The sequence below is a fragment of the Pedobacter agri PB92 genome, assembly GCF_000258495.1.
GTDB classification, from domain to species: domain Bacteria; phylum Bacteroidota; class Bacteroidia; order Sphingobacteriales; family Sphingobacteriaceae; genus Pedobacter; species Pedobacter agri.
In genome coordinates, this window is the sequence record NZ_AJLG01000042.1 from 1 (window position 1) to 24020 (window position 24020).

At 36.5% G+C, this 24020-nt stretch carries 21 protein-coding genes and 1 pseudogene; 10 read left to right on the plus strand and 12 right to left on the minus strand.

Going from position 1 to position 24020, the window contains the following annotated elements; genetic code table 11:
- On the plus strand, positions 1-947 hold a 947-nt coding region (locus tag ON09_RS08255), incomplete at its 5' end, for a DUF3810 domain-containing protein (RefSeq protein WP_010600589.1).
- A gap of 74 nt (positions 948-1021) precedes the next feature.
- On the opposite strand, the gene miaE is transcribed toward ON09_RS08255, so the two are convergent.
- Complete coding sequence (gene miaE / locus ON09_RS08260; protein ID WP_010600590.1) at positions 1022-1603, minus strand: tRNA-(ms[2]io[6]A)-hydroxylase; 582 nt, start codon at positions 1601-1603, stop codon at positions 1022-1024.
- Positions 1604-1752: 149 nt separating this feature from the next.
- Between miaE and ON09_RS08265 the strand changes: the two genes are divergently transcribed.
- From ON09_RS08265 to ON09_RS08275, 3 genes are all read left to right on the plus strand, one after another.
- On the plus strand, positions 1753-2982 hold the full coding sequence (locus tag ON09_RS08265) for a glycosyltransferase (RefSeq protein WP_010600591.1): 1230 nt from the start codon (positions 1753-1755) through the stop codon (positions 2980-2982).
- Between the two features lie 624 nt (positions 2983-3606).
- Positions 3607-5463, plus strand: coding sequence for a Fe-S protein assembly chaperone HscA (hscA, locus tag ON09_RS08270; RefSeq protein ID WP_010600592.1), 1857 nt, complete (start codon positions 3607-3609; stop codon positions 5461-5463).
- Between the two features lie 275 nt (positions 5464-5738).
- On the plus strand, positions 5739-6770 hold the full coding sequence (locus tag ON09_RS08275) for an Atu2307/SP_0267 family LLM class monooxygenase (RefSeq protein ID WP_010600593.1): 1032 nt from the start codon (positions 5739-5741) through the stop codon (positions 6768-6770).
- Here the strand turns inward: ON09_RS08275 and ON09_RS08280 are convergent, their stop codons facing one another.
- Positions 6771-7211 carry a DUF4395 domain-containing protein gene (locus ON09_RS08280; RefSeq protein WP_010600594.1) on the minus strand — a complete coding sequence of 147 codons (441 nt, stop codon included), beginning with the start codon at positions 7209-7211 and terminating at the stop codon, positions 6771-6773.
- Between the two features lie 109 nt (positions 7212-7320).
- Here ON09_RS08280 and ON09_RS08285 point away from each other — a divergent pair, with 109 nt between their 5' ends.
- From ON09_RS08285 to ON09_RS08305, 5 genes are all read left to right on the plus strand, one after another.
- Positions 7321-7881: a hypothetical protein gene (locus ON09_RS08285; RefSeq protein WP_157258879.1), complete on the plus strand. Its 561-nt coding sequence runs from the start codon at positions 7321-7323 to the stop codon at positions 7879-7881.
- Between the two features lie 111 nt (positions 7882-7992).
- Positions 7993-10371, plus strand: a complete 2379-nt coding sequence (locus tag ON09_RS08290) for a DUF2339 domain-containing protein (protein ID WP_010600596.1) — start codon at positions 7993-7995, stop codon at positions 10369-10371.
- Positions 10352-11581 (plus strand): DUF3999 family protein, encoded by a 1230-nt coding sequence (locus ON09_RS08295; RefSeq protein ID WP_010600597.1) that lies wholly within the window; start codon positions 10352-10354, stop codon positions 11579-11581. Before ON09_RS08290 ends, ON09_RS08295 begins: the two co-directional genes overlap by 20 nt.
- A gap of 11 nt (positions 11582-11592) precedes the next feature.
- Positions 11593-12045: a DUF1569 domain-containing protein gene (locus ON09_RS08300; RefSeq protein WP_010600598.1), complete on the plus strand. Its 453-nt coding sequence runs from the start codon at positions 11593-11595 to the stop codon at positions 12043-12045.
- An 18-nt stretch (positions 12046-12063) separates the two neighbouring features.
- Positions 12064-13020, plus strand: coding sequence for a zinc dependent phospholipase C family protein (locus ON09_RS08305; protein WP_010600599.1), 957 nt, complete (start codon positions 12064-12066; stop codon positions 13018-13020).
- A gap of 96 nt (positions 13021-13116) precedes the next feature.
- Here ON09_RS08305 and ON09_RS08310 read toward each other — a convergent pair whose 3' ends face one another.
- The 10 genes and pseudogenes from ON09_RS08310 to ON09_RS08355 all read right to left on the minus strand — a co-directional run bounded on the left by ON09_RS08310 (position 13117) and on the right by ON09_RS08355 (position 22078).
- Complete coding sequence (locus ON09_RS08310) at positions 13117-13800, minus strand: VTT domain-containing protein (RefSeq protein ID WP_029204211.1); 684 nt, start codon at positions 13798-13800, stop codon at positions 13117-13119.
- Between the two features lie 68 nt (positions 13801-13868).
- A complete protein-coding gene (locus ON09_RS08315; protein ID WP_010600601.1) occupies positions 13869-14573 on the minus strand; it encodes a hypothetical protein in 705 nt (234 codons plus the stop codon).
- Positions 14574-14632: 59 nt separating this feature from the next.
- Entirely contained in the window at positions 14633-15304 is a 672-nt protein-coding gene (locus ON09_RS08320) for a DUF4397 domain-containing protein (protein ID WP_029204212.1), read from the minus strand.
- A gap of 82 nt (positions 15305-15386) precedes the next feature.
- A pseudogene (dnaN, locus tag ON09_RS08325) lies at positions 15387-16510 on the minus strand (DNA polymerase III subunit beta).
- A 33-nt stretch (positions 16511-16543) separates the two neighbouring features.
- The gene (gldG, locus tag ON09_RS08330) at positions 16544-18226 is read right to left on the minus strand and encodes a gliding motility-associated ABC transporter substrate-binding protein GldG (RefSeq protein WP_010600603.1); all 1683 of its coding nucleotides are present in this window, start codon (positions 18224-18226) and stop codon (positions 16544-16546) included.
- The gene (gldF, locus tag ON09_RS08335; RefSeq protein ID WP_010600604.1) at positions 18226-18951 is read right to left on the minus strand and encodes a gliding motility-associated ABC transporter permease subunit GldF; all 726 of its coding nucleotides are present in this window, start codon (positions 18949-18951) and stop codon (positions 18226-18228) included. Before gldF ends, gldG begins: the two co-directional genes overlap by 1 nt.
- 86 nt (positions 18952-19037) lie before the next feature.
- Positions 19038-19724, minus strand: a complete 687-nt coding sequence (locus ON09_RS08340) for a porin family protein (RefSeq protein WP_010600605.1) — start codon at positions 19722-19724, stop codon at positions 19038-19040.
- 110 nt (positions 19725-19834) lie between these two features.
- Positions 19835-20377, minus strand: coding sequence for a hypothetical protein (locus tag ON09_RS08345; RefSeq protein ID WP_010600606.1), 543 nt, complete (start codon positions 20375-20377; stop codon positions 19835-19837).
- Positions 20378-20382: 5 nt separating this feature from the next.
- Entirely contained in the window at positions 20383-21090 is a 708-nt protein-coding gene (locus tag ON09_RS08350; protein ID WP_010600607.1) for an ATP-binding cassette domain-containing protein, read from the minus strand.
- 67 nt (positions 21091-21157) lie between these two features.
- Positions 21158-22078, minus strand: coding sequence for a glycerophosphodiester phosphodiesterase family protein (locus tag ON09_RS08355; protein ID WP_010600608.1), 921 nt, complete (start codon positions 22076-22078; stop codon positions 21158-21160).
- Between the two features lie 293 nt (positions 22079-22371).
- Here ON09_RS08355 and ON09_RS08360 point away from each other — a divergent pair, with 293 nt between their 5' ends.
- Positions 22372-24015 (plus strand): glycine--tRNA ligase, encoded by a 1644-nt coding sequence (locus ON09_RS08360; protein ID WP_010600609.1) that lies wholly within the window; start codon positions 22372-22374, stop codon positions 24013-24015.
- Positions 24016-24020: the final 5 nt, after the last annotated feature.

Consider the following 24020-nt stretch of genomic DNA (forward strand, 5'->3'; position numbering starts at 1 on the left):
CCAAATCATTAAGATTTATTTCTTCTATTTTTCCATTTGCGATTGGCGATATCGTTTATGCCTTTATAATTGGTTTTGTACTTTACAGAATCATCAGGTTTATTAAAAGAAGAAAAAGCTTAAAGAGCGCACACAGAATTATTGTTCCTCTGCAATTCTTAAACTTTTGTTTAGTTCTCTACATCATTTTCAAAATGGTTTGGGGCCTAAATTACAGTCGCCCGAGCATAAGTGACGCATTAGGTATCGGAAACGAAAAATATAGTGTAAAAGAATTGGTAATACTTGGCAATCACTTTGTTAATAAAACCAACCATTTAAAATTAAGGCAAACCAACATTCCAGCTTACAGTATTAATGATTTAGAAATCAATTCAGCGAAAGCCTATGATTTGATGGAGAAACAAAATTCATTGTTTCGTTATCAAAACCCATGTTTAAAATCAGTTTTAAACTCTTGGATAATAAGCAAAATTGGAATTGAAGGTTATTACGCACCACTAACAGGCGAGGCAAATATGAACATGAATCTGCCTGATTTTGTTAAACCTTACGTTTCCTGCCATGAAATTGCGCATCAGTTAGGAATTGCGTACGAAGATGAAGCCAATCTTTTAGGTTATTTAACGGCAAGCAATAGCCCCGATGTGAATTACCAATACTCTGCCAATTATGAGATGTTAAGGTATATTCTTTTCGAAATCAGAATGAAATCTCCGGATGACTACAAAGTTTTACATGATAAGCTATTGCCAAAGGTTTTGGCCGACTTTAATACTGAAAAAGAGTTTTGGCGCAAATACAATGGCGAAATGTTTGGGTATATGGATGCCGCTTTTGATAGCTTCTTAAAACTCAATAACCAGAAAAAAGGTATTGACAGTTATCAGGATATTGTGATTTGGCTGTGGAATATACATAAAAATGAGTTGAAAGTTAAAAGTTGAAAGTTAAAAGTTTGTATAGAACAAATTAAATTAGGCATACAGACTTACAACCTATAACTTACAACCTTCAACATCTAGCCGTGTATCGCCTCTTTTGTTCCGAAACTCTGGATTAATTCGCCCTCAAACTCCAACCACTCTTTCCAGCGTTTTTCTACATCAACATCAGTGGCATACTTACGGGCAAAATTTAGGAAGGTGGTATAGTGACCAGCCTCAGAAACCATTAACTCATGGTAAAACTTCGCCAGTTCTTCGTCTTTAATATTCAAAGAAAGCACTCGAAAACGTTCGCAGCTTCTGGCCTCAATCATTGCAGCAAACAATAATCTATCAATGAATGCCTGGTTTCTACTGCCGTCTTTTTTGCTAAACTTTACCAGGCGCCCTACATAATCGTCCTTACGTTCGCGGCTCAGCGTATAACCCCGTTGTTTAATAATATCAATCACCATTTGAAAATGCTGCATTTCTTCAATTGCTATAGCCGTTAATTCATCCACTAAATCCTGGTGTTCCGAATTTTGAGTAATTAAGGTAATGGCATTTGATGCTGCTTTTTGTTCGCACCAGGCATGGTCAGATAAAATCTCTTCTAAATTTGATTCCGCAATATTTGCCCAACGTGGGTCTGTCAATAATTTTAATCCTAACATGTGGTATTGTAATTGAGCTGCAAAATTAAGAATATTTAAGATACGTTTAATACTCCCATAGAATTAGCGGATGAGCGAACCTGATTTTTAATCTGCGAAAATCACATTTATCTGCGTGGGACAAAAAAAAAGCGCTTATTTTGTAGAAAATGACTAGAACGGCAAAAAAATTATTGATCATTGGACTGGTTTGGCCCGAGCCTACCTCCTCTGCGGCAGGAACACGGATGATTCAACTGATCAATTTATTTTTGCGCAAGGGTTACCAAATCACTTTTGCATCTGCAGCTTCTAAAAGTGATTTTAGTTATGATTTTTCCGACATCGGCGTTACTGAGCAAGAAATTAAACTGAACGACGAAAGCTTCAACGCATTTTTAAAAACTTTAAATCCATCCATTGTGATGTTCGACCGCTTTATGGTGGAAGAACAATATGGTTGGCGGGTACAGCAGGAATGTCCGGATGCAATTAGAATTTTAGATACCGAAGACTTACATTTTCTGCGAAATGCCCGCCAGCAAAGCGATAAAAAACAAACAGAGATCGATTTGTTTTCTGATACCGCAAAGCGGGAGCTGGCTGCTATTTTGCGTTGCGATCTGTCATTAGTGATTTCAGAAGTAGAAATGAAAATACTTGGGGAAACTTTCAGGATCGATTCTGCTTTGCTTTATTATCTCCCATTTCTGGAAAATGAAATCACTACAAACATAGTTAAAAACTGGATTCCCTACGAAGACCGGGCAGATTTTGTTTTTATTGGTAATTTCCTGCACGAACCGAATTGGAATACTGTTCAGGTTTTAAAGACTAAAATCTGGCCAGCACTCAGGAAAAAACTTCCTGGCGTAAATTTGAATATTTACGGTTCCTATGCTACTCAAAAGGTATTACAGCTAAACAATAAAAACGAAAAGTTTTTTATCCGGGGAAGAGCAGTTAACGCACAACAAACGATAGCACAACATAGAATTCTACTTGCTCCTATCCAGTTTGGCGCTGGCGTTAAAGGTAAATTTATTGATGCCATGCAGGTTGGAACGCCCTCAGTTACTACATCAATTGGCGCCGAGGCCATGAGAAGACCGTTGGATTGGAACGGTTTTATTGAAGATGATTTGGATAATTTTATTGAGAAAGCCGTTTTGCTGTATCAGGATAAAGCTGCATGGTTTTTAGCCCAACAAAATGGTATTGAGATAATCAATGAACGATACTCAGCCTTGAAATTCTCTGATGATTTTATTTCTTTAGTTGAGAAAATAGATTTACCAGCACATCGGCGAAAGAATTTTATTGGCCAAATTTTGAATCATCATACGGCTCAAAGCACAAAATATATGTCGTTATGGATTGAGGAGAAAAACAAGAAATAATTTTGTCTTAGCCAGACAGGATTTTTTCTTTTTCTTGATAAAAAGAAACAAAAATCAAGGCTTGCGAATATTTGTTGCAAATATTCAATAAATTTTTATCCGCAATCCTAAGCCGTGTGAATGATTGTGAGATATTCAAGGTAGTGCTTCACTCGTAGGATTTTCTTACTTCAGTAGAAAAACGAACTGGTGTACTCCAAAATTTATTGATCTTCGCTGCCAAATTTTCTGATGCCGAATGCGTACTTAGGAAAGTTTTGCTGAAAATTTTTGGCAGTATTCCCCTAAATTTATTGATAGCACTGTATCAACTCCCCTCCTTATTTTCAACGAGGGGTTGGGTTTTTTTTTCCTAAAAGCCGCTGTCTTTGTTTATAAACCTGATGGAAAAGGCAGCCCACTCCCGATATTTTCAATCGGGAGCGGCTATAGTGTACAGCAGGGCTACAGCCTCCTAAGAAATACCGAACCAATCATTTCCAACGAAAATTGTTGAGTTATAAGAGGAATTCAGGTTTTTAAGTTATTTTCTTCACATTTTGAACCCCGAACTTTCAGACTTTCTTTACAACATTAAAACATTTCAATCTGAAAACATTGCAACAATCTCCGTAAATTCGCCCCATGGCAAAAATATCAATTAACCTTGCTACAGGTTCGTTTCAAAAGGAAGAAATTATAGTTGGAATAGATTTAGGCACCACAAACAGTTTGGTGGCTTTCATTAATCCCGACAAAAATCCACAAGTAATTAACGATTCTGGCAAGGGAATTTTGGTGCCATCGGTGGTGTATTTCAACAATCAAAATGAAACCGTTGTAGGTAACGAGGCGAAAGAATTTTTAACTACCGACCCATCAAACACCATATTTTCTGTAAAAAGATTATTAGGTCGTTCTTACAAAGATGTAGCAGAACATAAAGATATTTTCTCTTACAAAATTATTGATGATGATTCGGATTCACTGGTAAAAATCCAGGCGGGAAACCGTTTTTATACACCAATCGAGTTATCGGCAGAGATTTTAAAAGAGCTTAAAGCAAGAGCAGAACACGCTTTAAAAACTCCCGTTAACAGGGCGGTGATTACTGTTCCGGCCTATTTTAACGATAGCCAGCGCCAGGCAACACGTGATGCTGGAAAACTTGCAGGTTTAGATGTAATGCGTATTGTAAACGAACCCACGGCTGCAAGTTTAGCTTACGGAATTGGTTTAGACCCATCGCAGCAAAAAACCATTGCCGTTTACGATTTGGGCGGAGGAACTTTTGATGTTTCTATCCTGCAGATTCAAAATGGAATTTTCGAGGTTTTGGCCACAAATGGAAATACTTATCTAGGTGGTGATGATTTCGACAGAGCGATTTTAAATCACTGGATCGAAAAAAACAACTTAGACATTAAGGTATTATCTGAAGATAATATTTTGATGCAAACGCTGCGTTTACAAGCGGAGGCCGCTAAGAAAGCTTTGTCTACCCAAAATTTATACAACGAAAAAGTTGGCGAGATTTGGTGTACTTTAGATAACCAAACTTTCGAACAATTAATTTCTGCGAAAGTTGAAGAAACCATCACGGCCTGTAAAAATGCTTTAAAAGATGCCGATTTAACTGCTTCTGATATTGATGAAGTGATTTTGGTTGGTGGCTCTACCCGTACGCCTTTTGTGAAACAAGCTGTAGAAGATTTCTTCGGCAAAAAACCTCAGGATAATATCAATCCTGATGAAGTTGTCGCATTAGGTGCCGCTATTCAGGCTGATGTTTTGGCTGGAAATCGTTCTGATATTTTGTTGCTTGATGTTACGCCGCTTTCACTTGGTATAGAAACTATGGGTGGTTTAATGGATGTAATTATTGCCCGTAACAGCAAAGTTCCCACCAAAGCCGGACGCCAATACACCACTTCTGTTGATGGACAGGTAAACATGAAAATTTCTGTTTACCAGGGAGAACGTGATTTGGTTAAAGAAAACCGTAAGCTTGCAGAGTTTGATTTAAAAGGAATTCCGGCGATGCCAGCAGGCTTGCCGAAAGTTGATATTAACTTTTTGCTAAACGCAGATGGCATTTTAACCGTTCAGGCGATCGAATTGCGTTCGGGAGTGAAACAGGAAATTGAAATTACGCCGAGCTATGGTTTAAGCGATGATACCGTAGAAAAAATGCTTTTAGATAGTATTGAACATGCTAAAAGTGATGTGGAGCAACGGATGTTAATTGAAGCCCGAAGTGAGGGCGAGCAGTTGCTTTACACTGCCGAACGTTTTATAGAAAAACATGCTGAGCATTTAACCGCTGAGGAAATTGCTAAGACGAAAGTTCATATCGAGGCTTTAAAATCAGCTTTGGCAACCCAAGAAAAAGATACGATTTTGAAAAAGGCAGACGAGCTGAATGAGTTTACCCGCCCGTTTGCAGAACGTGTAATGGATGCAGCGATTTCTACAGCAATGAAAGGCAAGAAGATAGAGTAGAGTTAGAGGTCAGCAGTCTGAAGTCCGATGATGTATCTGCCAACGCATTTTACTGTCATTGACAGGCACGAAGCAATCTTAAAATTAGAAAGTAAAACCTAAGCCTAAATATTGCTTCGTGCCTCGCAATGATGACCGAACAATTGAATTCCTCTGGTTATATTCTTACATGAATCTTAAACTCCTGATATCCTAATTAAAATCCTTTTTCTTACCATACATCAAAAATTATCTTCTCCTATCCTGTTAACTTTGCTTTATAAATTTTAGCAATTATGGAATTAGGTATCGGCATGTTCGGCGATTTGCAAATCAATGCAAAGGGAGAAATTCAACCCGCTCAACAAAGGCTTCAGGAAATTATCGAAGAAATAAAACTGATGGATGAAGTTGGTTTGGATTTCTATGGAATTGGTGAACACCATCGTCCAGATTATGCGGTTTCTAGCCCCGAAATTATCTTAGCCGCCGCAGCGACAGTTACCAAAAACATTAAATTGAGCAGTGCGGTTTCGGTTTTAAGCTCATCAGACCCGGTAAAACTTTATCAAAACTTCGCCACTATTGATTTAATTTCCAATGGTAGAGCAGAGCTTATGGCTGGTCGTGGAAGTTTTATTGAGTCGTTTCCTTTATTCGGTTACAATCTTCAGGATTATGATGAACTTTATGAAGAAAAACTAGAACTGCTTTTAAAAATCAAAGCAGCGCCTAAAATAACCTGGAAAGGTAAGTTCCGTCCTGAGTTAGTGAATCAGGAAGTGTTGCCACGGGCTGTAAATGATAATTTAAAAATATGGGTGGCGGTTGGAGGTACACCAGAATCAGTAGAACGGGCCGGACGATTGGGTTTGCCGGTAATGTTTGCCATCATTGGCGGACAACCCGTACAATTTAAACCGCTTTTCGATTATTATAAAAAAGTGTATCAGGCTTATGGCCATGATATGAATAAATTCGAAGTAGGTGTGCACATGCATTCTTTATTTGGAGAGAATAATCAGGAAATTGCAGATTACTACTACCCACTTTATTCGGCACAAATGAATAGAGTTGGTCGCTCTCGTGGTTGGGCACCCTACCAACGCAATCAATATAACGCAGGTATAGAGAAAGGCGGCGCTCTAATTATTGGGGATGTGAATCAATCTGTTGATAGAATTTTAGCGGTGGAAGAAACCTTTGGCCTAACCCGTTTTTCTGCACACATGGATGTTGGTGGACCATCACACGCAGCCATGATGAAATCTATTGAAATCTTCGGAAACCAGATTGCACCAAAAGTTAGAGAAGCTTTGAAGAAATAATTAAGCTTTATCTTTTTTCAGGATTTGTAAAAAAGTATAAACGTAGCAACCCACACATACAGCAAATACACTTTCTAGCAAAGCAAAAACAGCCATAATCGACGTAAGTATAATTGCAACTGTTGCAAAATTAAATATCAATGTTGCGGTAATCAATAGGCAAAAAATAAAGCCCAAGGTTGCCGCAAATTTTTTAGGGGCTAAATCTGTCATTTTTGGATTCAGATGCATTGCTTTTGAAATTTTAATGGCTGAAAATTTCAACAAACTTAATTTGCCATTGGTAAATGCCCTCATTCCAAAATCGAATGTAAGAAATAATATTGCCCAATAATTTGAAAATGTAATGCAGCAAATTGCAATTATTGCAACCACAAATGCAATAATCCTCACAACATTTTCATTAATTCTTTCCGCAGAAATTGGGCAAGATAATTCCATTGACTCTTAATTTATCGTGAAATTAGAAATCTCAGTCGGTAATTGAAACATTTTAATATTTTTACGTTTGACCAAACAGCTCATTACTTCATTACCAATTCCTATTAACATGCAATATAAAAATGTTCTCGCCATTGCACTCATCATCTCGATTGCTGTGATCTCTTCCTGTCAAAACCGGGAGAAAGAATTCGATCAGGTGATACAGACTAAATTCAACCAGGCAATTATCGACGATTTACCCGCTTATAAGAGATTAAATGATCTTATTGTAGACAATATAGACACGATTGTTAATTTTAGAAAAGCCCAGATTGAACATCCTGAACGAGCTGAAAGATTTGATTTTCTACACGATAACGAAGCAGAAAACAATTTTATTCAAAATGATATCAACTTTAACAATATGCCGGCCTTTATTCTTCCAAAAATGGATAGCGCATTTTCATCCATTAAGAAAGGGAAAATTAGTGGCTTTAGCATTCATGCTAATGGGATGATTGACATGTCAGTAGAACATACCTTTAATGAAAAAACCAATTGCGACACTTATAGCAGTTTGGTTTGGCACATGCCAGAAAACCTACCAATTGATTTAACTGCAAAGGATACGGTGCTCACTAACGAATGCAGATACATTGTTCACGTAATGAAACGAGGAAACCCATAACGATATTTGTTTAAAATAAGAGCCATTTATTTTTAGTCAATAAATTATTTCATTAACCTTGTAAAATTCATTCCTATATTTATTAAATAAGTTACGCACTAAAAATATAGAATGGATAATTCCGAAAGACTGAACCTGCTTCTAGTTAAGCTGGAAAATTTATTACTCAGGCAGCAAGGTTTTGAAGCAGAAATAGAGGCTTTGAAGCAAGAAGTAAAGGCCTTGCAATCGCCGGGCACTAGCTTTACTCCACCTCCGGCACCTATTTCTGAGCCAATTATCGTACCACCTCCAAGAAATACCCCACCGCAGGCTGTAACAACCCAAAATATTTCACAGCCAGTACCAAATCCCTTTCCTCCTGTTCAAAATACACCGCAAGGTAATTTCGCAGATCGGTTTAAACGGGAAAACATGGTCAAATCTGATTTCGAAAAGTTTATCGGCGAGAACCTGATTAGCAAAATTGGTATACTGATTTTAATTTTAGGTGTAGCAATTGGCGCAAAATATGCCATCGACCATGATATGATCAGTCCACTAACACGGATTGTTTTAGGTTATGCGGTTGGCGCAGGGTTAATGGCTTTTGCCATCAAACTAAAAGAAAAATACGAAAATTTTTCGGCAGTTTTAGTGAGTGGAGCCATTGCTATCATGTATTTTATTACTTATGCAGCCTACGATTTTTATTCACTGATTCCACAAGCCCTGGCTTTCGTATTAATGGTTGTGTTCACTTCGTTTACAGTTGTAGCCGCGATAAAATACAATAAACAGATTATTGCACACATCGGTCTGGTTGGCGCCTACGCGGTTCCTTTTTTATTAAGTGATGGATCAGGAAAAGTAGGCGTGTTATTTACCTACATGGCCATCATCAATAGCGGCATCTTAATTTTAAGTTTTAAAAAGTACTGGAAGCCGCTGTTCTATGCCTCCTTTGGTTTAACATGGATGATTTTTTTAGCCTGGAGGCTCGACCTTGGCAACAACAATAATTTCTTCGCCTTATCATTGCTGTTTTCAACCATTTTCTTCATTATATTTTATATTACAAACCTGGCTTATAAAGTAACCAAGAAAGAAATTTTTGGCTTCAGCGATGTGGTGATTATACTTTTAAACTCCTTTGTTTATTACGGAGTTGGTTATCTCATCCTATCGCAAAATAAAAATAGTGTTGAATTATTGGGCTTATTTACATTGGCCAACGCAGTAATTCATTTCATCGTGAGCCTGATTATCTATAAAAAAGAACTTGCTGATAGAAACTTATTCTATTTGATTTTGGCAATGGTGATTACTTTTATCACGATGGCCGTTCCTGTTCAATTAGACGGTGGTTGGGTAACAATTTTCTGGACGATAGAAGCCGCTGTACTGTTCTACGTTGGAAGAGTAAAAGGCATCGCCATTTATGAAAAACTTTCTTTCCCACTAATATTTTTGGCTTTATTAAGCTTACTACAAGATTGGGAAATTTATAACTGGTATTATTATGGAGGAGAGCCGCAGGATATGCCGATTTTGAATGTTGGTTTTCTAACCGCTTCTATTTTTATCATTAGCTTCATCTGGATGTTGAATATTAATAAAGTACAAACAGAAAAGCCAGCTGAATGGCCATGGATGAGGCAAATATTAAATTATGGAATTCCATCAATCCTACTGGCTGTTATCTATTTTACTTTTAGAATTGAAATTTGTAAATACTTCAATTACCTATCACAATCTACCAGAATCGCTCTTCACCAGAGAATCGGAACCGATGATGCGACTTATGAATTCAACTATAATATTGATACACTAAAAACGGCCTGGCTCTATATATACACCCTGTTTTTTGCCGCTGTATTAACTTATCTGAACATTAAAAAATTAAAAAACCAAAATTTGGCAATCGCTAATTTGGTAATCAATTTATTGGCAGTTGTAATTTTTCTTACCCACGGACTTTATACTCTAAGTGAACTTCGCGATCATTACCTATTCCCTGAGAGCAAATATTTTAGCATCAGTTCTTTCAATATCGGAATCAGATACATTTCATTTGCATTTTTTGCACTATTGATTGTTCAATGCTATCAATTACAAAAGTCAGCTTTGTTGAAAAAAGACTTCAAAACCCTGTTCGATTACTTATTGTACATTTCCATTTTGTGGATCATCAGTAGTGAACTTATTAATTTACTGGAGCTTTCACATTCAAATGGCAGTTATAAACTTGGATTGAGTATTCTGTGGGGAATTTATTCGCTGTTTTTAATCAGTATGGGTTTAGCGAAAAACAAAAAACATCTGCGGATTGGAGCGATGGTTTTGTTCGGCATTACATTAATTAAGCTATTCTTTTATGATATATATTCATTAAGTACCATATCTAAAACCATAGTTTTTGTGTCGTTAGGTGTGCTATTACTCATCATCTCTTTCCTTTACAATAAGTACAAACATTTAATTATTGACGATGCTGAAGTTAAAAACTAATATATTTATTTTGCTTTTCGCCTGTTTTGCCACGGCAAATGCACAAACCAACGCCTACAAATTTAAACGAGAAATTACTGGTGTTAATTCTTTATGGCATAGCATGAAGTTGCCAGACGGGCTATACAAAAATGCAAATGCAGGATTTGAAGATTTAAGGATTTTCGGTATAAAAGGCAAAGACACCTTGGAAGTTCCATATTTGCTAAAACAACGAGCTGACCAGATTATTTCTAAAGAAATTGATTTTAAACCGGTAAATGAGAGTGCGAATGCTAATGGCTATTACTATACTTTCGAGTTGAAAAATGTTACGGAAATTAACCAAATAAATCTGGCATTTAAAGAAGCTAATTTCAATTGGGATGTTACGCTTGAGGGGAGCAATAGCAATTCCGAGTGGTTTACCATTTTAAAAGATTATCGCATTTTATCGATTAAAAACAAAGATACTGATTATCAATTTACAAAACTTAGCTTTCCAGATTCAAAGTATCAGTATCTGCGATTGATGATAAAAAGTCCTGTTAAACCTGGTTTATTAGAAGCACTAATTAATAAAACTGATACCGTAAAAGGCACTTATCAGGATGTGAAATACAAGACATTTAAGCTAAAAAACAATACTGTAGATAAAGAGACAGTTATCGATGTCGCACTTGAAAATCCTGTACCACTATCCTATTTGAAATTGAATGCACAAAGCCATTTCGATTTCTTTCGCCCAATAAAGATTGAATATGCAACTGATAGTTTTAAAACAGATAAGGGGATGCAATATAATTATGCACCACTTTTTGAGGGTAACATAAGTTCCTTAGAAAAATCGGAGTTCAACTTCCAAAATACAATTGCATCGAAACTTAAAATCACCATTCAAAACAATGATAACAAACCACTACGTTTAAATGGTTTAGCATTAAAAGGGAATCTTTACGAGATTATCGCTCGTTTCGACAATCCTACGTTAACTTATGCACTATATTATGGAAATGAGAACGTAACGGCACCAAGTTACGAGATTGAGAAATTTGAAAATGAAATCCCTTCTATCTTAACGGCTGTAACCATTGGTAATCAAAAGGAAAACCTTGCGTATTCAATTAAAATAGAAAAACCACTATTCGAAAATAAGACCTGGCTTTGGGCTTTAATGGCGGTAATTATTGCCTTATTAGGATGGTTTTCTTATAAAATGCTGAAGAATTAAAGAATAAGATAATGAAGAATATTTTTCAACCTGAGGTAACTAGTGAGGTTATCAACCGGATTAACAAGCTAACACCAGCTACCAATCAACTTTGGGGTAAGATGAACGTTTCTCAAATGCTTGCGCACTGCAATGTAAATTACGAGATGGTTTATGATAATACTCACCCAAAACCAAAATTTTTTATGAAATTGTTAATGAAAGCATTTATTAAAAACTTAGTAGTTGGTGAGAAACCGTATAAAAAGAATTTACATACCGCCCCCTCTTTTTTAATTGCTGATGAAAGAGAATTTGAAAAAGAAAAAACCCGTTTAATAAATTACCTAAACAAAACGCAACAATTAGGTGAAGTTCATTTTGATGGGAAAGAATCACTTTCGTTCGGAAAACTTAACAAAACGCAATGGAATAATATGTTTTACAAACATTTAGATCATCACTTAAGCCAATTTGGTGTTTAAAATAAGCCAATATAAAACATGAAACGATTAACGATTACTATAGCGTTAATCATCCCTCTCATCATCTGTACCTCCTGGGGTTTCTTTGCGCATCAAAGAATCAACAATTTAGCTGTTTTTACGTTGCCAACCGGTATGATTGGTTTCTACAAAAAGAATATCAAATACATCACAGAACATGCAGTTGATCCTGATAAACGCAGATATGCCGATACTTTAGAAGCTCCAAGGCATTATCTCGATGTAGAGAATTATGAGAAAAGTATTGATAGCATTCCTGAGAAATGGAATGATGCTTTAGCCAAATACGGACAAAAGCATTTAAATGCAAACGGCATTGTTCCCTGGCAAATTCAGCGTACGTACTTTAGCTTAGTTAAGGCATTTACCAACCGCGATTCAATTAAAATTCTAAAGTATTCAGCCGATTTAGGTCACTATATTGGCGATGCACATGTTCCGTTGCATACCACGGCTAACCATAATGGGCAACTTACCAATCAGATTGGCATACATGCTTTCTGGGAAAGCAGACTACCAGAACTTTTCTCTTCCCGTTACAATTTTGTTGTTGGCAAAGCAATTTATATCGAAAATCCACTAAAAGAAGCCTGGAAAATACTAAAGCATACCCACAGTTTGGTTGATACCGTTTTGACTTTAGAAGCTAACCTCGCTGCATCATTCCCAACAGATAAGAAATTCAGCTTTTCGGAAAGAAACAATACTGTGTTAAAACAATATTCTTTAGAATATTCGAAAGTTTACCACGACCAAATGAATCAAATGGTAGAACGGCAAATGCGTTCGGCGATATTGGAGATTGGCTCATTTTGGTATTCTGCCTGGGTTGATGCGGGCCAGCCAGAACTTAAGAACCTAATCAAAGTGGATATAGCAGCCGAAGAAAAAAAGATTCAGGAAGATATAGAGAAGAAGTATAAAAACGGTGTTGTAATCGGGAGAGAACTTTAGCCCATTAGATAAGTCTTTCTAAATTAGCCTACATTAAAAAGCCGCACAATAACAGTAAATTAACTGTATAGTGCGGCGCTTAAAAACTGTTAAACTCTAGTCTTGCTTAATTTCCTCTTCAATAATTTCCTCAACCTTTTTCTTTGAGAAAATGGATTTCAATGCACCGTAAATTACCGGAACAAAGGTACCTACCGCGATAATCAAAACTAATATTTCAAAGTTTTTTTCTACAAAAGGAATTTTACCTAATAAATAACCAGCAAACAACAAACTGCTGATCCAGGCAATACCACCAATGACATTATAGTAGGTAAATTTCCCGAACGACATTCTCGCTGCTCCAGCTACGAAAGGTGCAATGGTTCTGATGATTGGCAAAAAGCGACTGAAAATGATGGCTTTGGCACCATGCTTTTCAAAATATTCGTGTGATTGATGATAGTATTTGAGCTTTAAAATCTTATTATTTTCTTTAAAAACTTTAATTCCAAAATATTTACCTAACTGATAATTCACTGAATTGCCTAAAATAGCTGCAGCAATCAAGATGAACAGCATGAACCAGATATTTAAGCCTGTTCCATCACCTGCTACTAAGGCACCAACAGCAAATAACATTGAATCGCCGGGTAGAAAAGGCGTCACTACAAAACCAGTTTCTGCAAAAATGATAAGAAATAGAATGAGGTATGTCCAGGTTTTATATTCCTGCATAATTACTTCTAACGTTTCTTTTGTATTAGTGAGTAATTGTATAAGTAAGTCGAAAAATTCCAAGGGTAGTTAATTTATATTTTGGACAAAAGTATGAATATCGAAGTGATAAATAAGAAGTGTATGGAAATTTAATTGTTTGGTACTAAACGTTCTTTCAATTTACCATTTTTTGCGCCTTCGATAATAATGGTATAAACCTTTCCTTTGATGAAGTTTGTATAAGATATTGAATCCCTGACCCCGGTAGAATCTACTAAATTAAAAAATAAAGTTGATGCTGGTTTCAAAGTTTTAATTGAAATATAATCTGTTTTTTCTCCATATCCTAAAGAAGTTGAATACAAACTATCTTTACTTGCAATATTTACTTTAGATTTTAAGGTATGACCTAAATTAATAAGCATAATTTGAGCCTTAGAAGTATCTTGTCGTACGAGATCCTCGTAGATAATCATCTTAGGTTTGGTAGTGGATAAGTTGTTTGTTTGTGTATAATAAATGGAATAGTTTTTACCCAAGCTAAAGACATTTTTTATTGAGCTATTAGAAACGCCAGTAATACTATTTCTTGCATCAATTTCATATTCTTTGTCTGCTTCAATTACAAAGTAAGCTGAATTCGTGCTTGAAGCTAAGGCTGATATGCCAGAGACGCTATTAAACAAAGCTTTATTAAAGAAAAAATTCTGGCTTGTATCCGAAACTATTGTATTAAAAATCCTAACTTTCGAATCTCCAACTATAAAATTATCGTTTTTAATACATGAACTAAATAGTACAATTGCAAAAAGGATAAAAGGTAGTGTGGGGTTCAAAAAATTACGCTTTTTCATAAAGATTATACTGTTCTAATAAAACGTAAAGATAAGAGAAAGCATATAAACAGATGCATTTAATTATCAGTTATAATATGCGCTTCAAGGGTAGCCGCCGTTGCGCCGCTAAACCAGATGGTATAAATTTTACCTGCAACAAAGTTTGCATTATCAATGGTTTTGATGTTTCCAGAACCAACAACGTTATATCTCAAATTCAGATCAGCATCTACTGAAAAGTAACTAGAAGCTTCCTTAAAGAGCAAACCATTAACAAATTGGGTACCTGCCTGTACACTCACGTTAATGCCTGTGGTAAAATATGGTGTTAAATTAATAAGTTTAATTTTTGCCTTTCCACTTTCAGTATTGCTTAAATTATCTTCATAACTTACAATTTCTCTGGCGCCGTTTCTATCGTTTACTAGAAATGTAGAATAAGTGAGTGAGGGTGTAAAATTAAGTGCAGATTCTGTTTCCAGATTAGCAGAACCCATAAACCGGATGGTCCTGCTGCCAGATGCGACTTTTAAATAATCTGTTGTTTGACCAAAAGCTAATGCTGCAGTAGAACGTTTTCCGCCATCAACAAATACATCTTGATCGGCCTCTGTTTGTGCAGCGTTGATCATTTTAACTTTTGCTTCACCATTTACTACAACATCAGGGTCGTGTTTTTTACAGGAACTTAAACTAATGAAAAATATGGCAAAGAAAAGAAGAATAGAGCGGTTGGTAAAGATATTCATAAACATGTATTTGGTCGGTAAACAAAAATGGCTTGGTCAAAAACCAAGCCATTTATTATATTCCAACTAAAAAATTAGTAGACTAGTAGCTGTTATTAAGCATTACCGGCATAACTAACATTAATACATCTTCGTTCTCATCATTGGTTTGAGGGATCAATAATCCTGCTCTATTTGGTGTAGACAATTCTAATGTTACTTCATCGCCGCTTAAATTACTAAGCATTTCTATTAAAAAACGAGCATTAAAACCAATTTCAAGGTCTTCCCCGTCATACTGGCAACTCAAACGCTCATGTGCTTCATTAGCGAAATCCAAATCTTCAGAAGAAATATTTAGCTCACTCCCGTTAATTTTTAACCTTACCTGGTGTGTTGTTTTATTGGCAAAAATAACTACGCGGCGTAGTGTATTTAAAAACAAACCTCTGTCGATAACCAATTTATTTGGATTATTCTGAGGAATTACTGCTTCGTAATCAGGATAGCGTTCGTCTATTAAACGACACACCAAATTAATATTTTCAAACTTAAAGAAAGCACTTGTTGCGTTGTAATCTACAGAAACGTTAATATCTGTAGAAGGCAAAGCTGCCTTTAATAATGTTAAGGCTTTTTAGGTAAAATGAATGATGTTGCTTTATCAGCTTTGCTATCCATTCTGCGGTAACGAACCAGTTTGTGCGCATCAGTGGCAACAAAAGTAATGTGTTGTTGTGAAAGCTGGCAAAAAACACCAGTCATTGCCGGACGTAACTCATCATTACTTACTGCAAAAATCGTTTTGGTAATGGCTTCTGTTAAAACTGAAGCTGGTAAATTTACCGAAGAAGCATTTTCAACAACAGGAATTTTAGGGAAATCATCACCATTTTCACCACTCAATTTATATTTTCCGTCGCCGGCACTAATTTCGATGGCAAAAGTTGCATCATCAATATTGAAAGCAATCGGCTGATCGGGCAAAGTCTTAAGCGTATCTAATAAAATTTTAGATGGAACGGCAACTTTACCTTCTTCTTTTGATTCTACAGCCAAAGCAGTAGTCATACTGGTTTGTAAATCGGTAGCAGAGATCGTTAAGTTTCCGTCTTTAATTTCAAAAAGAAAATTTTCAAGTATAGGTAAAACTGTACTGCTGCTTGAGGCACCATTCACAGTTTGTAAATGTTTTAATAAAGTTGATGTGGATACAATAAATCTCATGATATCAATTAGTCTTCTTCAAAAATATAAAAATTATTTAGCGTACTTGTATTTGCGGTAATAATGTTGAAAAATTGCAAAGAATATTAACAATAGCAAGGGCGCCGCCACATTTATAAATTGCCATTTACCTTTTTCCAGTTTAATTCTGGCTTTATCCAGCAATCTAATCTTAACTTCTTTATTTCTTAAGCTAATCAGATTATCATCATCCGTAAAATAATCAACAATATTTAGTAGCAATGCTTTATTGCCAAAGGTTCGTTGCGAAAAACGATCAAAACCCAAAGGAAACGCGGAGCCATCTTTTTCAGAAACCTGGTTTTTAAAAATATCACCATCCCCAATCACAATCATTTTTGCTGGTTTGCTGCTCAATACTGTTGTAAAAGGCTGGCTTATGCCTTGAGGCAACGGTCTGCCTGCAAATACTGATGGGAAACTTCCCTCCAAAATTAAACCTACATTTTGTGGTGTACTTTGAAATTCTCTCGGATCTAACTGCGCTGCAACCATTTGTAAGCTAAAAGGCTTTGGTAGGTTATATACCTTATTATATGGTGATGTAGCCAAAATGTAGGATTTGCTTACCCCTTTCACTCCAATGGTATCAACAGTGCTGGGAAATTCAGATTTTATGCCATCTATTTTTTTAACTACAGTTTGCGCTGTATCGGGAAGTAAAATCGGATAGTAAATCCAGGGATAGAGTTGCATCTGGCTTTGTGCACCTACAGCACCTGTAGAAACCGGAATTTCTGCATTGTTTGCCGGATCGGCAATGATATTATAATTCACTCTGGCGCCATACATAAATAACATGTCGTCCAGATTCAAATCCATTGCGGTGGCAAGCTGCCCGTTTTGCGTTCGCAGGTTTTCGAGTGCTGCATTATTTTGATCGATGCTCCAAAGCACACGACCGCCGTTCATTACAAAATAATTGATTTTATATTTTTCAGTTTCTGAAAATGGCTTTTTAGGCTTGGCGATAATCATCATATTTAATTTATCCAAGCCTTCTTTGGTAATCGTATTCAAATCAACCCGACCAACAATGTAGTTATTTGCCAAAGTTACTCTTGCATCTTCCAGCTGCAAATCCGTCAGTTCACCATTCGATTCTGTAAAGCCAATACGAGGATTATAACCATTTAAAACCTTTTTTAAACTTGATGTAAATATGTATTCTAAATTTTCAATGGATCTATTGATATTTTCTTCATAGCCGCCAGCCACATTAAAATTTTGGAGCAGTTTAACCGGCATTTGCTTCCCATCGGCCTCGATCACCGCAGCAGGCACGATGATTTTCTCGGTTGTACCACTTTCCGTTTTTAATGCTGTACGTGTAGCTTCAATCCCATCCTGAGCCATGTTGTATATCACTGTATCCTGCTCAGCAGCAGTTAGTCCAGCCAGCGGATCAACGTAGTTAAGTTTGATTTCGGCATTAGCATAGGCCTTATAATCGGCCAATAAATCTTTCACCCCTACTTGCAACCGCTTCAAAGCCGGCGGCAATTGTCCATCTAAAAATACCGTTATGGTTACTGGCTTTTGGTTATTGCTTAATAATGCTTTCGTTTTCTCGCTTAAGGTGAAACGCTTATCAGCAGTAAAATCAAATCGATGGAAAAAGTAATGACTAGCAGTGTTTAAAATAAGCAAAGCGATAATGACCACGATAAAACTAAACCATTTATTTTTTGCCATTATCGCTTCCCTCCAATTACCAGCTTGGTAAATAATAAAAATAAGACCGAAAAAGTGATGAAATAAATCAAATCTCTTGTATCTAAAACACCTCTGCTAATGGAATTATAATGTTGATTGATGCCCAGACCAGAAATTAAACCTTCTATATTTTGCAGTGAAATGAGTTGACTGGAATAGTCAAAACCTAAAAAAGCAAAGGCGCATAAAGCGGCACAAATTACAAAAGCAATCACTTGATTTTTGGTCAGAGCGGATGCAAACAATCCAATTGATGTAAACGCAGCGCCCAGCAAGAATAAACCAATGTACGAACCTATTACTGCTCCGGTATCAATATTGCCCTCCGGAAAACCAAGTTTTGAAATGGAATAATAATAAATGATGGTAGGAATTAACGAAAATAACACCAGTAACAAACTAGATAAATATTTTGCGATAACGATTTGCCAAACCGTAATGGGCCTGGTAATGAGTAGCTCATATGTACCTTCTCTCCTCTCTTCGGCAAAAGAGCGCATCGTGATGGCTGGAATGAGAAACATAAACAAATAAGGAACCAGACTAAAAAAACCAGCTAAATCTGCATATCCGTAATCCAGTAAAGAGGTATCGGGAAAAAACCAAAGTAAAAGACCCGAAACCAACAGAAAAACGCCGATGGTGATATAGGCAACCATCGAACTTAAGAAACTGAATAACTCGCGTTTAAATACTGCGTACATAGAAATTTAAATGCCGAAGATAACTAAATATTTGGGCAAATTTAAATGTACAACGTGGTGAGCAAAGACTAAATTGTAGCTATTTCTTAAAAAGAAAAACCTAAACCTACCGAAAACAAGCGGTTTTTTAATGATGTTTCATCAAAGCCGTCGGTATCAATACTGGTTAACCCCAAACCGTAACCTGTATGAATGTTAAATCCACTCTTCAGTTGATAACCGGCTAAAAAATTTAACCCAAAATCGCCTCTTTTATAATCTTTATTGCTTCCAAATTCTAAATCTTGTTTTGATGAAATTGTAGTTATGGAACCTGATATTGCCATCCCAGTTCTTTTTGCTTCACCACTTATCGCGATTGCATAATAAGGACCAGCGCCAAAGAATATTTTCCCTGTACCTAAGTCAAAATTAAACACGGCATTAACAGGAACCTCAAGATACATGGTAGATAATTTATACGTACCCTGAAACGTAAAGAGATTGTTAGGCTCAAAATTTGATTCAAAAATTTCGGTTTTTCCACCTTTTCCGGTTAAGGTTAATCCAGGTTGTATAGCAAAACTTTTAGAGATAGGAAAATCAATTGTTCCGCCTATATAGAATGAAGTATTTGATTTAAAGTTATATTCTGGGGGGCCATCAAAAATTTCAGCAGTGCTATGAGATGACATTGTTGGCAAGGTTACCCCAGCCTTAATACCAATTTTAGTTTGAGCAAAGGAAAACATGCCAATGGCGCACAAAAGTGTTGTAGTCAATATTTTTTTCATATCGTTTATTTAGATGCTGAAAGATACAAAAACTTGTAAACTTTGAGTGGTTAGGATATAAGATTAATGTTTGTTGAAGCAAAAAGATTCTAAGGAGATTTAGATTTCGCTTATAGCCCAAACACGTAAGCCAATCGAATTCCCACGAAACCTTTAGTACTTGTATTGTTGATCCCGATTATTCTGGTTTCATTTTTCCCTGTCCAACCTTCATAACGAATACCTAAATCAAGCTTGTTTTTTCCTGCCATTTTGAATTGGTTGCCAATACCGGGAGACCATACAAAAATAGTTTTTTGGCCACTGTTGGCAGGCAAACCTGCACCCAGTTGTGCTTCAGCATAAAAATGTTTACCCAATTGATATTTCAAGCCAGCTTTTAATGGGATATAAACCAAATCTTTGACGTTGATTAATTGGTTTCGTTTACCAAAAAAGTTCATGATGCCACCATTAGCTGTTAAAGCAAATTCTGAAGATATTGGAAAATCTGCTTTGATAGAAGCGCCTAAACCAATGCCTGACAGGCTAACAAAATTCCCTGCTGGAAGTCCAAATTCGGCACCAATACTTATACTGGTTGAATTTTGAGCTTTTAAATTTTTTGCAATAAAAAATAAGAGTAAAAGTAAAATGAATCGGAGCTTAAACATGAGTATTACGCAGTGAGTTTTCTAAAAATATCTTCCAACGATTCTTGATTGTTAGCTTTTTTAATTCCATCTAACGTGTCATTTGCCACAATTTTACCTTTATTGATGATGATAATATCATCGCATATCGCTTCAACCTCTTGCATGATGTGGGTGGAAATTACCACCGTTTTATTTTTACCTAGTTCTTTAATCAAAGCCCTGATGTCTACCAGTTGGTTTGGATCTAAACCTGAAGTAGGCTCATCCAAAATTAAAACTTCAGGATTATGAATAATGGCCTGTGCCAGCCCAACCCGTTGACGGTAACCTTTTGATAACATGCCGATTTTCTTATGCTGTTCAGGGCCTAAACCAACCTGTTTGATTACTTCATCAACGCGATTAGCCAAGTTTTTCAGTTCGTAGGTTTGGCCAACAAAGTTGAGAAATTCTTTTACATACATATCTGTATAAAGCGGCGTATTTTCAGGCAAATAGCCGACGTTTTTCTTCGCTTCAATGGCTTGCGTTAAAAGATTATGATTTGAAATTTCGGCACTACCAGATGTAGGCTCGAGATAACCTGTAAGCATACGCATTGTTGTAGATTTCCCTGCACCATTCGGCCCCAGAAATCCTAAAATACGGCCAGGTTTAGCTTCAAAACTAATCGCGTCGACAGCTTTTTGCTTATCATAATGCTTGGAAAGATTTTTGACCGAAATACTCATCTTGTTTAATATTAATCGTAAAGAATACGAGGTTATTTAACAGTTCGTCATTGACGATTTAAGATTTTTAATTCACGTGAGGCGAACTCAACTTTTTGTTATACCTAAACTTATCCAATTGCTCTGCGGCCTGAGCAATATTATCTGATGACAAAATATCGGCGCCATTATTTACCAAATGATAATATACGTTTTTTACAGGATTGGCTATTGAACTTTTATCAATATTGCCCATGGTTCCCAGTATCGTTGTAATACCTTTATCATGCAGATATTGATAAAGTTCTTTATCGGGAGCAGAAACGCCAACAAAAGCAACAATCCTATTGTTCGGAATACCTAAACTATTTAAGCGCTTCAGTTCTGATTTCTTTTGCACTGATGCAGAAATCATCAATTCAGGTGCCAGCTGATGCACTTCTTTGGCCTGGTTTGCAGTGTAAGTAATAATAATTGAGTTGCTTTCTACATGATACTGTCGAACTTTTTCAATCACTTTTGCGTAGGAAACACCTCTCTTTAAATCTATCGTAAGTAGTACTTTGCCTTTACTCCAGCTTAAAACACTATCCAAAGTTGGAATTTTAAAATTGGTTTCCTGGCCATCATCGTCTTTTAGGTTAAAAGCTTTTAATTCCTCGTAAGTGTAGTTACCAATGTTTCCTTTTCCTGTTGAAGTTCGGTCTAATTGATCATCGTGCATGATTACCATGACTGAATCTTTGCTATACGCGATATCAAATTCAATCACCATTGGGTTATAGGTGGTGGCATTTTCAAATGTTTCGATACAGTTTTCTGGAAAACCAGGCATTGGTCCGCCACGGTGAGCACTAATTAGCGGAAAACGATGATCGGGTGACCATTTTAAGAAGTTATATAAATCGTTGGTTTTATCGAATTTGATATAATGGTGAACTTTACCCTCTTGTTTACATGAAGCAAAAACAGCTATAAAAGCCAGGAAAAGTAAGTGATGGAATTTCATGTTTCAAAAATAGGAAAAAATGGAAGATGTAAGCTGTAAAAGGAAATTCTTAGCGTTTTGCGGTTTAAGCGTAAATAGAACTACCACTTTCGCCACCTAAACCCGATTGCAGCGAGCACGAAGTGTAACGTAGTAAAGCGGAAAGCGGGGCTGAACAAACCAATTTTCACTGTAATTGCTTTACCCCTAAATCTTCTTATGGAGACTTTGCAAATCGGCTGATCATTCCAGCTCAAAAACCTTCAGGCTTATACCTTTAAACCCTCCGCCTTTTTATTATCTTTGCCCCTATTATGGCTCAAAAGAATAACGACGAACAATTTAAAAATGTAATATCACACGCTAAAGAATACGGTTTCGTGTTCCAAAGCAGCGAAATATATGATGGCTTAAGTGCCGTTTACGATTACGGCCAGTTGGGTGCCGAGTTGAAAAATAACATTAAAACGTACTGGTGGAAAGCCATGGTGCAAATGCATGAAAATATTGTGGGTATTGACTCTGCAATTTTTATGCACCCGAAAGTATGGAAAGCCAGCGGACACGTTGATGGTTTTAACGACCCGATGATTGATAATAAGGATTCGAAAAAACGTTACCGTGCCGACCAGCTATTGGAAAATAAAATTGATGAATTATATTCTGAACTCGCTAACTTTTCTGCTGATAACAAAGCTAAATTCGAAGAATTTCAACAAGAAATTTTAGGTTTAAGTGATGAAGGACAAGCGGCTTGGGTACCAAGTTTCAAGGATGAGGAAGGAATTTTAGACAATGCTAAATATCCTTTTGTTGATGAAGCAAGCTGGAGATTTGTGAAAAAAGGTTTAACACTTGAGGTTGAAATGAATCTGGCACTTAAATCTGGAAACTTAACACAGCTGAAAGATTTAATTGTTGATTACAAGGTAATATGCCCGATTTCTAAAACATCAAACTGGACGGATGTTCGCCAGTTTAACCTGATGTTCAGCACACAATTTGGTGCAATGGCAGAGGGAAGCGATGAAGTTTATCTTCGTCCGGAAACGGCACAAGGTATTTTCGTAAACTTTTTGAACGTTCAAAAATCGGGAAGGATGAAAATTCCTTTCGGTATTGCGCAAATTGGTAAAGCTTTCAGAAATGAAGTCATTGCCCGTCAATTCATTATGCGTATGCGTGAATTTGAGCAAATGGAAATGCAATTTTTTGTTCGCCCGGGTGAAGACAAAAAATGGTTTGAATACTGGAAAGAAGCCCGCTTAAAATGGCACAAAGCTTTAGGCACTGCTCCTGAAAAATACCGCTACCATGACCACGTTAAGCTAGCGCATTACGCCAATGCCGCAACGGATATTGAATTTGAATTCCCGTTCGGATTTAAAGAAGTGGAAGGTATTCACAGTAGAACCGATTTCGACTTAACACAGCACCAGCAATATTCTGGCAAGAAAATGCAGTATTTCGATAACGATTTAAATGAAGAAGGCAAACCTTACGGAAACTATGTGCCTTACGTGATCGAAACTTCAATCGGTTTAGACCGTATGTTTTTATTAACGATGATTAATGCGTTCGAGGAGCAGGATTTAAGTACTGAGGACAAACAAGACAGCCGTACTTTATTGCGTTTGCACCCTGCTTTAGCACCTTATAAAGTTGCGGTTTTCCCTTTAACTAAAAAAGATGGTTTACCGGAAAAAGCCCGTGAGATTATGGATGCATTGAAATTCGATTTCAACTGTATTTATGAAGAAAAAGATGCAATTGGTAAACGTTATCGCCGTCAGGATGCAATTGGTACGCCTTTCTGTATCACGGTAGATCACCAAAGCTTAGAGGATAATACGGTTACCATTCGCCATCGCGATAGCATGGAACAGGAACGTATTGCCATTGCAGATTTGGGAACCATTGTAGGCAATGCGGTAAGCTGGAAAAATCTATTGGCATAAAATTT